At 68.8% G+C, this 12777-nt stretch carries 9 protein-coding genes; 1 reads left to right on the forward strand and 8 read right to left on the reverse strand.

The annotated features are described in order from the left end of the window. Positions 1 to 28 precede the first annotated feature (28 nt). Complete coding sequence (locus ACSQ3S_RS14325; protein WP_353397690.1) at positions 29 to 490, forward strand: MarR family winged helix-turn-helix transcriptional regulator; 462 nt, start codon at positions 29 to 31, stop codon at positions 488 to 490. Here ACSQ3S_RS14325 and ACSQ3S_RS14330 read toward each other — a convergent pair. From ACSQ3S_RS14330 to ACSQ3S_RS14365, 8 genes are read right to left on the reverse strand one after another with little or no spacing between them, the layout of a single operon-like run. After that, positions 467 to 1750, reverse strand: coding sequence for a thiolase family protein (locus ACSQ3S_RS14330; RefSeq protein WP_436142764.1), 1284 nt, complete (start codon positions 1748 to 1750; stop codon positions 467 to 469). The two genes, ACSQ3S_RS14325 and ACSQ3S_RS14330, sit on opposite strands and share 24 nt — an antisense overlap. Continuing rightward, a complete protein-coding gene (locus ACSQ3S_RS14335) occupies positions 1747 to 3639 on the reverse strand; it encodes a carboxylesterase/lipase family protein (RefSeq protein WP_436142765.1) in 1893 nt (630 codons plus the stop codon). Before ACSQ3S_RS14335 ends, ACSQ3S_RS14330 begins: the two co-directional genes overlap by 4 nt. Continuing rightward, the gene (locus tag ACSQ3S_RS14340) at positions 3632 to 5266 is read right to left on the reverse strand and encodes a methyl-accepting chemotaxis protein (protein ID WP_436142766.1); all 1635 of its coding nucleotides are present in this window, start codon (positions 5264 to 5266) and stop codon (positions 3632 to 3634) included. Before ACSQ3S_RS14340 ends, ACSQ3S_RS14335 begins: the two co-directional genes overlap by 8 nt. Positions 5267 to 5270: 4 nt before the next feature. Continuing rightward, on the reverse strand, positions 5271 to 7700 hold the full coding sequence (locus tag ACSQ3S_RS14345) for an efflux RND transporter permease subunit (RefSeq protein ID WP_436142767.1): 2430 nt from the start codon (positions 7698 to 7700) through the stop codon (positions 5271 to 5273). A 34-nt stretch (positions 7701 to 7734) separates the two neighbouring features. Next, entirely contained in the window at positions 7735 to 8844 is a 1110-nt protein-coding gene (locus tag ACSQ3S_RS14350; protein WP_436142768.1) for a WD40/YVTN/BNR-like repeat-containing protein, read from the reverse strand. 15 nt (positions 8845 to 8859) lie between these two features. Further along, on the reverse strand, positions 8860 to 10218 hold the full coding sequence (locus tag ACSQ3S_RS14355) for a DUF1329 domain-containing protein (RefSeq protein ID WP_436142769.1): 1359 nt from the start codon (positions 10216 to 10218) through the stop codon (positions 8860 to 8862). 13 nt (positions 10219 to 10231) lie between these two features. After that, positions 10232 to 11935 carry a DUF1302 domain-containing protein gene (locus tag ACSQ3S_RS14360; protein ID WP_436142770.1) on the reverse strand — a complete coding sequence of 568 codons (1704 nt, stop codon included), beginning with the start codon at positions 11933 to 11935 and terminating at the stop codon, positions 10232 to 10234. Between the two features lie 60 nt (positions 11936 to 11995). After that, positions 11996 to 12763 carry a coniferyl-alcohol dehydrogenase gene (locus ACSQ3S_RS14365; protein WP_436142771.1) on the reverse strand — a complete coding sequence of 256 codons (768 nt, stop codon included), beginning with the start codon at positions 12761 to 12763 and terminating at the stop codon, positions 11996 to 11998. Between the last annotated feature and the right edge of the window lie 14 nt (positions 12764 to 12777).

The raw sequence follows: 12777 nt of genomic DNA on the forward strand, positions 1-12777 counted from the left end.
TTTCGAACGCTTCTCGAACTTCCGGACCATGATGAAAAAACACCAGCCCGCCGCCGCGCACGACAAACCCAGCGGCATCGCCTACCTGATCGGCCGCATCGACCATGTGCTGAGCCGCCGCCTGCGCGACAGCCTCGGTTTGCTGGGCATGACGGCGGCCCAGTACACGGCGCTGTCGGTGCTCGACACCCAGCAGCAGCTGTCCAACGCGCAGCTGGCCGAGCGCTCGATGATCTCGCCGCAGTCGGCCAACGAGATGGTCAAGGCGATGGAGGCGCGCGGCTGGGTGGTGCGCCAGGCCGACGCCAATCATGGCCGCATCATCCATCTGCGCCTCAGCGCCGAGGGCAGCGCCCTGCTGCGCCAGGGCGACGCCGCGGTGGCGGAGCTGGAGCACGCCATGCTGGCCGAACTGGGCGTCGACCAGCGCAGCGAGCTGCACGCGCAACTGCGCCTGCTGCTGCGGTCACTGAGCGCCATTGTGCTGTGACTGCCGCCAGCGCGGATTTTCCAGCAGCAGGGCGATGCCTTGTCCGCCGCCGATGCAGGCCGCCGCCACGCCGTAGCGCTGGCGCCGCAGGTCGAGCGCGCGCGCCAGGGTGATGGTCAGGCGCACGCCGGTCGCCGCCAGCGGATGACCCAGCGCGATCGCGCCGCCGTGGACGTTGAGGCGCTCCCGGTCCAGCTTCAGTTCGCGCTCGACCGCCACGATCTGCGCGCCTTGCGCTTCATTGATTTCGAACAGGCCGATCTGCTCCATGCTTAATCCGCAGCGCTGCAGCAGCAGGCGGATGGCGGGCGCGGGGCCGATGCCCATGACCTCTGGCGGCACGCCGACCACCGCCGCCGCCACGATGCGCACCTGGGGACGGTGTCCGCCGGCGACGGCGTAGGCGCCGGAAGCGACGATGGCCGCCGCCGCGCCGTCGGCCAGCGCGCAGCTGTTGCCGCCGGTCTGCACGCCTTGCGGATAGAGGGCGCGCAGCGTGGCCAGCACCGACGGCGGCGAAATGCGCGGATGGGTATCCTGCGCCAGCTCCTCCACCGGACCGCACAGCCGGATGCGGCGGTCGGCATAGCCGTCCAGCGTGAAGGTCTCGTTGCCGACGGCGACGATCTCGCCGGCGTGGAAGCCGGCCGTCCGGGCGTCGAGCGCGCGGGCGTGCGACAGCGCGGCGAATTTATCCACCTCGGCGCGGGTGATGCCGTAGCGGCGCGCCAGGTTTTCGGCGGTCTGCGGCATCGTGACGCCGGGCGCGGGATCGGTCAGTGCCTCCCACAGGAAGTCCTGGAAGGCGACCGGCGCGCCCAGCTTGAAGCCGGCGCGGTGGTCGAAGGCGGCGATCGGATTGCGCGTCATCGATTCGGTGCCGACCACCAGCACGGCGTCGGCGTAGCCCAGCGCGATCTGGTCGCCGGCCTGGCGGAACAACTCGAAGCCGGTGCCGCAGATGCGCTGCACGTTCAGTGCCGGCACCGTCAGCGGCACCCCGGCGTACAGGCCGATATGGCGCGGCAGCATGTACTGGTAGCAGTCGCCGGGCGCCATGCTGCCGCTGATGACGGAGCCGATGTCGGCGGCCGGCACGCCGCTGCGCTTGAGCACCGCGCGCGCGGCCTTGATGCCCAGGTCGGTGGGCGAGACGTGGCTGAACGCGGTGCAGTAGTCGGCCATCGGCGTGCGCAGGCCGTCGATCATCCACAAGTCCTCGTAGCTCTGGAAGAAACCCCGGTTGGCGCTCATGCTCATGGCCAGTAGCTGGGGCGCAACTGCCCGGTCGGACCGGCGTAGCCGTGGGTGCGGGCGAAGGCTTCCAGCGCATGCTGGGCCTCGTAGCCGCCGAAGATCGACCACAGGAACATGCGGCCGAACAGTTCGCAGCGTTCGCGCGGATCGTCGTGCAGCGCCGGGTCGCGCGCCAGCGCGGCCTTCAGCGTGGCCAGGCTGTTCTCGTGGACCACCATGCGGGTGCCGCCGTCGGCGCTGGTGTCGAAGACCATCATGCGCGGGGCGGCGGCATCGGCGCTCCAGCGCCGCCACTCGGGCAGTGTTCCGACCGGGCCGCTGGCCGGCTGGCCGTGACGGGCGAAGTGGGTCCAGTAGCCGGCCATGGCGTCGGACACTTCCTTGCGGCCGGGCAGGTTGGCTGCGGTGAAGGAGCGGAACGGATCGAATTCGCCGTCCAGGTCGCGGAACACGAAGGCCACGTCCAGCACGTGCGCGGCGCCCAGCAGCACGCGCGGCGCGATCAGCGGCACGGCGGGCTGTTCGTCCCAGTCGAAGCGGTAGGCCCATACATCCCGATGGCCGGAGGCCACCATCGCGCTGGCCGGCTCCAGCGCGCCGGCGGCCTGCCACAAGGCCGACATGTAGGCGGCGTGGCGCTGGTAGCGGACGCGGTCGCGCATCAGCGGGATGCTGCCGAACAGCATGCGTACGTAGTCGGGATTGTTGGACATGAACAGTTTATACTCGTCGCGGTTGGTGCCGATGATGACCGGCACCGCGTTGTAGCGGCCACGGTCGGCGAACACCTCGGCCAGCGGCATGGCGGGCAGCACGTGGCCGTCCTGCAGCACGCAGGGCGCGTCGTAGAAGCTGAGCGCCCCCGGCGTGACAGGCGCCAGCAGCGCGTCCGCCGGCAGGCCGCGCACATAGGCGGCGATGTCGGCGGCCGGCATGGAAGCGATCAACGCCTTGGCTGCGGCGCGGTCGGCGGCGCGGCCGTCGCGCTGCAGCCACTGGCACAGCAGCTCACGCGAGCTGAGGGCGTGGCCGGGCTGGGCGTCGTCCGTGTAGTTGCGCGCCTGCGCCGGCGTATAGCTGACGGCCAGCGGCGATTGCAGGATGGCGCGGTGGAACAGGCCCTTGGCCAGCGGGCTGGCCAGCAGGGTGTAGGCATTCAGGCCGCCGGCCGATTCGCCGAACACGGTGACGTTGTCGGGATCGCCGCCGAAGGCCGAGATGTGCTGGCGCACCCATTGCAGCGCCGCGATCAGGTCCAGCGTGCCGAAATTGCCGGAGCGGTCGGCCGGACTGTCGTCGTCCCGCGCCAGTTCGTCGAGGCTGAACCAGCCCAGGATGCCGAGGCGGTAATTGGCCGACACCACGATCACCTGGTCCTGGCCGGCCAGGTTGCGCAGCGTGGTGTAGGTGGCGGCGGTGCCGGCGGTATTGGCGCCGCCGTGGATCCAGAACATCACTGGCAGCGCGGACGTACGTGCCTGTCCGGCCGTCATCTGCGGGGCGAACACGTTCAGCGTCAGGCAGTCTTCCGCACCGGCCACCTGGCCCCACAGCTCGGGCGGCAGTTCCAGCGTGATGCCGCCCAGTTGCAGGGCGGGTTGGCCGCAAGCCAGCGCCTCGCGCAGGCCTTCCCACGGCTGCGGCGGACGCGGTGCCTTCCAGCGCAGCGGACCGACCGGCGGCTGCGCATACGGTAGTCCCAGCCAGGCGTGGGTCTGGTGGCGGTCGGCGCGGCCGACCACGTGGCCTAGCGCGGTGTGGCGCAGCGAATCGGCAACGGGCATCGCTGGCGTGGCGGCGCCGGCGGTTTTTGAAGCGGCCTGGCGGCGCCAGAGCAGGGCGGAAACCAGCAGTACCGCGGCAACCGCGGCAAAGAGCAGGATGTCAGGCATGATCGGATTCCTCTTGCAGTGTTAGTGTCGGGTGAGGTGGGGGCGGAGCCGGTGGGCCGGCGCCGTCGTCGAGTTTGAAGGCGCGCACCAGCCGCGCCAGTTCCGCCGCCTGCTGGCGCATGCCGGCCGTGGCCCCGGTGGCTTGTTCTACCAGCTCCGCGTTCTGCCGCGTGACCAGCTCCATCGCCTGCAACGCGGCGCCGGCCTGCTCGATGCCGGCCTGCTGCTGCATGCTGACGGCGGCGATGCGGCCGATGATGGCGCCGACCTGCTGCACGCTGTCGACCACCTCGTTCATGGTGGCGCCGGCGCGCGCCACCAGCTGGTTGCCGGCTTCGACCTGCGCCACCGAATGGCCGATCAGGGTGCGGATCTCGCGCGCCGCGGTGGCCGAGCGGTGCGCCAGGTTGCGTACCTCGCCGGCGACGACCGCAAAGCCGCGTCCCTGTTCGCCCGCCCGTGCCGCTTCGACCGCCGCGTTCAACGCCAGGATATTGGTCTGGAACGCGATGCCGTCGATGACGCCGATGATTTCCCCGATGCGGTGGGCGGAAGCGGTGATGGAATCCATGGTCAGTATCACTTCCGCCGCCACCTTGCCGCCGTCGCGCGCCACCGCGGTGGCGTTGGCGGCCAGCTCGGTCGCTTGCCGCGCATGGCCGGCGTTGTCGCGCACGGCGTCGGCCAGTTGTTCCATGCAGCCGGCGGTGGCGCGCAGGGAATCGCGCTGGCCATCGCTGCGGCGGGTCAGGTGCTGATGGCCGCCGGCGATGTCGCTGGCCGCTCCGGCGATGCGGTCGGTGCCGCTGCGCACCTTGCCGACCATGGCGGCCAGGTCGGTGCGCATGGTGTGCATCGCGAACAGCAGGCTGGAAACGTCGCCGCCGCGCAGGTTGACGCCGCCCGCCAGGTCGCCGGCGGCGGTGCGGCCGGCTATCTTGACCGCGTAGGCCGGCTCGCCGCCCAGTTGTTCGAGTATGCCGCGCGTCAGGCGCCAGCACAGCAGGCAGCCCAGCAGCAGGGCCGCCGCGCCCAGCGCCAGCATCCAGGCGCGTGCGCCGGCATCGGACGAACGCCCTTGCGCGGCGGCTTGTTCGCTCTGGCGGGTCTCCAGTTCGACCAGCTGTTCCAGCGCCGTCATCCAGCGGGTCTGGACCGGCAGCAGCCGCTCGACCAGCACGGTGTAGACCTGGTCGGACTCGCTGCGCATGGCCAGCTCCATGGCTTGCGCGATGGGCGGCCGGGCCGCCGCATTTTGCTGGGCTATCTGCGCCAGCAGCGCGGTTTCTCCCGGCGTGGCGTCGCCGGCCAGCAGCTGGCGCAGCTTCTGCTCGGCGGCGGTGTAACGCCTGGCCTGGTCCTGCATCCATTCCGCTTCCGGCTGGAGGTAGGACAGGGAACCGATCAGCGCCATGTTGCGCAGCGCGATCATGCGCTCATACACGGTATCGCGCATCTGGGTGGCGAGCCGCGTCTTGACGTTGCCTACCAGCGTGATCTGGTCGGTACGCTGCTGCATCTGGGCCATGTGGCCCAGGCCGAGCGCCATGACGGCGACCAGCAGCGCCAGGACCAGGCCGAAGCCCAGCCGCAGGCGGGCGCCGATGCTCATGTCGGAAGTGCCCATGGCATTAGTGGATGCCAGCCATGGCGCGTTCAGCCGCCTGCGCCGGCGTGTCGCGGCGCGCGGTCTTCTGCGGCATCAGGAAGTGCGCCAGCGCCGGCACCAGCACCAGCGCACCCACCATATTCCACAGGAACATGAAGGCCAGCAGGATGCCCATGTCTGCCTGGAATTTGATCGGCGAGAACAACCATGTGGCGACCGCCACGGCCAGCGTCACGCCGGTCAGGATCACCACGCGGCCGGTGAAGCGCAGCGCGTGCAGGTAGGCGTCGGACAGCGTGGCGCCGGCGCGCATGCGGGTCAGCATCACGCTGAGCACATACAGCGCATAGTCGACGCCGATGCCGACGCCGAGCGCGATCACCGGCAGCGTGGCCACCTTGACGCCCATACCCAGCACCACCATCAGCACTTCGCACAGGATGGAGGTGAGCACCAGCGGCAGGATGGCCACCAGCACCGCGCGCCAGTTGCGGAAGGTGGCGTAGCACAGCAGGATCACCGCGCCATAGACCCAGAACAGCATGTCGTGCATGGCCTGCTTGACGACGATGTTGGTGGCGGCCTCGATGCCGGCGCTGCCCGCGGCCAGCTGGAATTCCACTTCCGGCGTGTTGTGGGCGGCGGCGAAGGCTTCGACCGCGTCGACCACACGGGTCAGCGTGGCGGCCTTGTGGTCCTTCAGGTAGACGTACAGCGACAGCAGCGAGCAGCTCTGGTTGAACAGTTCGCGCGGAGCCCGGGTCTGCACCGCGCCCAGCGCGCCGGCATTGGGGATCAGGTCATACCATTTGAAGTTGCCCTCGTTGTAGCCGGTGGTGGCCAGCTTGCTCAGGGCCGCCATCGAGTTGGTCGAATCGACTCCGGGCAGCTGCTCCAGCCGCCACGCCAGAGCGTCCACGCTTGCCAGCGTGGCGTAGCGGGTGCACTGGTCGGGCGCGGTCTTGATCATCACCACCAGGATGTCGGAGCTGGCCGCGTAGTTGGCGACCATGAAACCGTTGTCGCGGTTGTAGCGCGAATCGGCGCGCAGTTCCGGCGCGCCGGGATCGAGGTCGCCCACCTTCAGGTTAAGGCTGTACAGGTAGCCCAGGCCGCCCAGCAGCAGGCTGGCGGCCACCGTCATGGCGGCCCAGCGGCGCTGGGTGAAGCGGTCGAGGAAGGTCCATAGCCATGGCTGGGCCGCGCCGTCGGCGCTGTCGGCCTGCAGGCTGCGAGCGGCCGCTTTGGCGCTGACGCCGGTGTACGATAGCAGCACCGGCAGCAGCACCAGGTTGGTGAAGATCAGCACGGCCACGCCGATGCTGGCGATGATGGCCAGGTCCTGGATCACCTTGATGCGGATGCTGACCAGCACCGCGAAGCCGACCGCGTCGCACAACAGCGCGGTGAGGCCGGCGGCGAACAGGCGGCGGAAAGTGTAGCGCGCCGCCACCACCCGGTGCGTGCCGCGGCCCACGTCCTGCATGATGCCGTTCATCTTCTGGGCGCCGTGGCTCATGCCGATGGCGAACACCAGGAAGGGCACCAGCACGGAATACGGATCGAGTTCGTAATGCAGCGCGGCCAGCAGGCCGCACTGCCACAGCACCGCCACCAGCGAACACACCACCACCAGCGTGGTGCTGCGCCAGCAGCGCGTGTACCAGAACAGTACCGCCCCGGCGATGGCGATCGCCAGCAGGAAGAACATCAGCACCTGCTGCAAGCCTTCGATCAGGTCGCCGACGATCTTGGCGAAGCCGGTGATGTGGATACGCACGCCTTCCTTCTGGTATTTGGCGCGGATCTGTTCCAGCCGCTCCGACAGGGCGCCGTAGTCGAGCGCCAGGCCGGTCTGCGGATTCTGCTCCAGCAGCGGGACGAACACGATACTGGACTTGAAGTCGGCCGCCACCAGCTGGCCGATCTCGCCGGAACGGGCGACGTTGGCGCGCAACTGCGCCAGGCTGGCGGCCGAGCCGTCGTAGCCGTCCGGGATGACGGTGCCGCCGTCCAGGCCTTCCTCGGTGACGGCGGCCCAGCGCGTGCTGGGCGTCCATAGCGATTTCATGAACGGCCGGTCCACGCCCGGCAGCAGGAACAGTTCATCGTTCAGGCGTTGCAGGGTGTCGAGGTAGGCGCGGTCGTAGATGGTGCCGCCGCCCGCTTCGACCGCGATGCGCACCGAGTTGCCCAGTCCATTCAGGTCGGCCTTGTTGGCCAGGTAGTTGGCCACGTAGGGATGGGCGCTGGGGATCATCTTCTCGAAGCTGGCGTTGAGCCGGATCCGCGTGGCCTGGTAGCCCAGCACGATGGTCGCCAGCAGGCATAGCAGGATGACCAGCGGCCGGTAGTTGAACAGCGCGCGTTCGCCCAGGTTGCCCGAGGCGGTGTCGAAATCCTGTAGCCGCCGTACTACCGGCTGTTGTTCCAAATCTTGATCTGTGTGCATGATGTTCCAACCATATTCGTATGAGGTGAGGGCGCTAGCGCGGCTGCGCCGGCGCTACCCGGCGCAGGCCGCGCAGTCCGGCCACGACCAGCGCGCCGTCGCTGGCTTGCGCCACGGCGGCCAGCGGCAGCGCGGGCGGCAGGGCGGCGCCGGACTGCGCGGCGAAGCTGCGGCCCTGGTCGTGGCTGAGCAGCACGTCGCCGCCCTGGCTGACCAGTACCAGCGTGCCGTCGGCCAGTTCGGCGCCGCCGGCCAGCGAGGCCTGGATGCCGGTGTCGATCCTGCTCCAGCTGGCGCCCTGGTCGCCGGACCAATAGGCGTTGCCGCGCAGGCCGAAGGCGACCAGCGCGCCGCCGCGCGCGGCCAGCAGGCCGAAATAGCTGCCCTTGTATGGCGTGGGGAGGGCGCTGAAGCTGGCCCCCTGGTCGGTCGAGCGCAACAGCAGGCCCTGTTCTCCGGCCAGATAGAGCGCGCCGCCGGCGCCGCGCATGCCGTAAAGGTGCAGGCCCTTGGGATTGGCGACATGCCGCTGCCACGGCTGCCAGGTGGCGCCGCCGTCGCCGGTCTTGAACAGCAGGTTGTAGGCGCCCAGCACGTAGCCGCTGCGCGCGCTGTCGAAGTACAGGTCGAGGAAGGGCTTGTCGGGGCCGTCGTCCACCAGGTGCTGGGCGTCGGCCTGGGCGCGCGCCTGTTCAGGCCCGGCGATGTCGGCCGCTCCCTTGAGCGCGAGCGCCGCGGCCTGGATGCCGTCCAGCTGCTTGCTCCAGGTGGCGCCGCCGTCGGCGCTGTGCAGCACCACGCCCTGGTGCCCGACCGCCCAGCCCTGGCGCGCATCGACGAACTGCAATGCCGTCAGGCTGACGCTGACCGGCACCCGGGCCTGGCGCCAGGAGACGCCGGCGTCGTCCGAGTACAGGATGGTGCCGCGCTCGCCGGCGGCGACCAGCCGCTGGCCGGCGGCGGCGATGGCCAGCATGGCCGCGTTCAAGGCCTTGGGCGTGACCAGCGCCGGCTGCGTCAACGCCGCCGGGATGGGGGCGCCCGCGCCGTCGGCCCGCGCCGCCGGCGTCAGGGCCAGGGCGCAGCAAGCCGCCAACGCCGTCCGCGTGATGCAGCGGGCCGCGAGTGGATTCAATCCGTTCATCGAGCGCTCCTTCACTTAGCGCGAACCCTGGTTGGCCAGTTCCTCGGGACCGAAATAACTGGCCGGCAGGCGAGGAATGGTCTTGTACTGCGACGGCAGATCGTTGGATGCCTCGTTCAGCAGATAAGCGCCGGTCTGCACGTTGTAGGTGCCCCACATGACGTTGCCGACCACGGCCGGCAGGTCCGGCGCCAGCAGCGTCAGCGTGTAGTTGCCGCGCCAGATCTGGCCTTGCGCGTCGTAGCCGTCGACCAGGATGATCTGCCAGGTATCCTCGTCCAGGTAGTAGCGGCGCTTGGTCACCACGTGGCGCTTGCCGGGAATCAGGCTCGCCTCCACTTCCCAGACGCGGTGCAGCTCCCAGCGCACCAGGTCGGGATTGAGGAACTGCGGGCCAACCAGGTCGCTGATCTTGGCCGAGGCGGCGCGGTTGTTGTTATAGGGGATGTACATCTCCTTCTTGCCGACCAGCTTGAGCTCATGGTGGTCGATGGGGCCGAACAGCATGAACGCTTCATCGAACAGGCCGATGCCGGAGGTGACCGAGTCCGGCGTGTCGTAGGACACCGACGGCGCGCGCCGCACGCGGCGCTGGCCCACCAGGTACTGCCAGATCGCGCGCGGCTGCGCTTCGCTGATGCCGTCGTGGACCAGGATTCCTTCGCCGGCCTTGGAGGCGGGCGCGCGCGTGATCAGGCGGCCGAACTGGTAGATGCCGTCGAATTTTTCCAGGCTGCCGTCCTTGAAGTAGTAAGGCCGCATGATGGTCTGTTCGGCCTCGGTGGCGGTGGCGCGCTTGCCGTCCGGCGTGACGATTGTGGTCCGCAGCGGGAACACGGTGGTCTCGCCGGTCCAGGCCAGGCGGTGGTTCATCATGGCCTCGTAGCCGGTCTTGGGAATCGGGAACGGGATGCCGCCGAACGCACCCTCGACACCGAAGCCGCCGTCGATGGACTTGGCGCGGGTGGCGTTCTTGAAGGTGTTCTCGTACACCCAGGCCGGGGCGCCGCCGGTGCGGTGGGTCGGGTAGACGTCGATGCGGTAGCCCGGATATTTTTTCAGCAGCGCCACGGTGGCGGCCGACAGCTTGGTCGCGTACTGGTCGACGTTCTTGCCGGTGATGGCCAAGGTCGGCTTTTCGCCGGCGAAGGGATCGGCGCGGAAGTCGCCCGGCTTGAAGCCGGCCGGAACCTTGGCGTAGGCGCCGTCCCAGGCCGGAATGGTGCCGTCCTTGTTGCCGGCTTTTTCGGCGCCCAGCGGCGTCAGGGTGGAGTGCAGCTTGGCCGCTTCGTCGGCGGTGACGGCGGCGCCGGCGTGCGGCAGCGCGAAAGCCAGTGCCAGCGCGGTGGCGATGAAAGTCAGGGTCGTCTTCATTATAGTTTTGTCCTTAGAATGCGCGTTTGATGTTGAAGGAGATGTAATCGCGGTCCGCCAGCGACTGGGCATAGCTCAGGATGGGCGTGTTGGTGGCCGGATTATTTTTCAGGAAGGTGCCCGCCGCGCCGAGGAAGCGCACATAGCTGATGCCGAACTTCCAGTCCTGGTGGTAGGTGGCGTTGATGCCGATATTGAAGTCGCCGCCGTGCGAGCTGCCACCGTTGAAGTTGAACACGGCGCGCGAACGGCCGTCGATGTTGTAGCCGACGCCGATCGGGATCGACAGATCGAGGCCGTCGATCACCTGGTAGTAGGCCGGCTCGAAGATCATGCGGGCCGAGGTGGCGTCACGCGTGGTGTTTGGATCGAGCGAGCCTTGCCAGGTGACGCTGGTGGCGCGGTTCCACGCCAGTTCGCCCAGCAGCGACGCGCCCTGGAAGAACGGGTTGGTCGGCATCACGTAGATCGCCGACAGGTTGACGTGCGCCGTATTGCCGACCGCGTAGGCGGGATTGCCGCTGTTGTCGGCGAACACGCCGGTGCCGGCGCGGGACAGGAAGTTGGGCGTCGGATCGCTGACCAGCGGCGTATTGCGGCGCACCGAGACCTCGGCCGCCACGTTCGCGCCCAGCAGCACGGTGCTGGCGCTGGCGCCGAAGGTGCGGATGCCTTCCGCGTACACGGCCTGCACGGTGGACGGCGCGCCGGGCGGGAAGCCGGGCGTGAAGCCCAGGTAGAAGTAGGGCGTCTTGTCGTGATAGCGGGCCGCATAGAAACCGTATTCGACGTCGGAGCCGGCCGGCGAGAACTTCACCTGCAGACCGCCCTGGCCGGAATTCTTCGCCTTCATGTCCGGCACGGTGTAGAAGGCCGGTGCGCCGCTGTTGGTCGGCGCCACCAGGAAGGCGGTGCTGCCGGCGCCGGCGGCGTCGTAGGAACTGAGGTAGCTGCCGACGCCAGGTATCTGGGTTGGACGCCATTCGAACTGGTAGTAGCCGCCGATCGACACGTTGGGCAGCACCTGCAACTGGCCCGAGACCTGGTTGACCGGACGCAGGATCTCCTTGAACTGCGCGCCGGGCACGCTGAGCAGCTTGACCAGGTCCACCGGTCCCTGCGCGTTGGCGATGCCGTTGGCGCCGAAGAACAGGCTCTCGCCATATTGCAGCGTGTGGCGGCCCACGCGCACGGTGCCCGGCAGTTCGCCCAGGGCTCCCTTGGCGAAGACGAAGGCGTCCAGCAGTTCCGCATTGCGGCCGTGGAGCAGGCGGGTGCCCTCGGCGAAAGTATTGCCGGCCTGGCCGGCCAGCGTGACGGCGTTGCTGGCGGCGGAGCCGTTGTCGTTGTTGCGGTTGTACGCGGTGTCGTACCAGGCGGCCGCGCTGACGCGCATGCCCAGGTTGCGGGTGCCGGCGTCGAACTCGGACAGCCAGTCGACGCGGCTGGAGACGATGCCCTTGCGGCGGAAGTTCTGGTTGCCGTCGTCGAGGTTGTAGCCGGTGAAGTCGCCGGGGCCGGACGATGGATAGCCGCCCGCCAGCAGACGCGTATCGGCGTCCTTGAGGCGGTAGGCGCTGCTGTATTTGAAGGTGTTGTTCCAGCTGATCTTGAGGTCGGGATTGTCGGTCTCGAACTCGAAGGCGTGGGCGGCCGGCATGGCGGCAGCCACGGCCAATGCCAACAGGGTTGGACTCAGGCGTTTGTTCGCTTGCATTGTCAGTCTCCTAGTTATAGTTGTATGGCCGCTGACGCGCGGCCGGGCGGATGGCGTGCATCAGATGAAGGTCGAAACCAGTCCTCCGTCGACAGGCAGGTTGACGCCGCTGATCCAACGCGCGTCGTCGCTGCACAGGAAGCTGATGGCGGCGGCCACTTCGTCGGCGTAGGCCGGACGTTTCATGCGGTGGGCGTCGCGCTGTACGCGCTCCTCGCCCAGCATCGAGACGAAGTCGCCCAGGATGGGGGTGAAGACAGGGCCGGGCGCCACGCAGTTCATGCGCACCGAATGCTCCAGGAACCATGGCTGCGACTGGACGTAGGTCCAGACGATCAGCGCCTCCTTGAAGTACTGGTAGCAGGTGTCGGCGGGCACCGGATGCGCGTCCAGCCATGCCTGGCCTTCGACGCAGCCGCGGGCGGCGGCCAGCTGCTTGTGCAGGTCGAGGCGCTCCGGCCATTCCGCGCCCAGGATGGAGGCGACGTTGACGATGGAGCCGCCGGCCGGCATGCGCGGCAGCACGCCTTCCGTCAGATGGCGCAGCCCGAGGTAGTTGACCCGCGCCAGCAGCGCCGGATCGGCGGTGCCTGGCACGCCGGCGACGTTGCACAGCGCGTCCACGCGTTGCGGCAGCTTGGCGATGGCGGAGTCGATGCTGGCCTGCTGGCCCAGGTCGACGGCCACGAAGCCGTCCAGCGTCAGGCCAGGTTCGTTGCGGTCCATGCCGATCACGGTGGCGCCTTCGAAGCGCGCCAGGCGCGCCACTTCGGCGCCGATGCCGGATGCGGCTCCGGTGACGACGATGGTCTTGTTACGTAACTTCATGTGGTCTCCTTGTT

This window comes from Duganella sp. LjRoot269 (genome assembly GCF_964254095.1).
GTDB lineage: Bacteria > Pseudomonadota > Gammaproteobacteria > Burkholderiales > Burkholderiaceae_D > Rugamonas > Rugamonas hordei.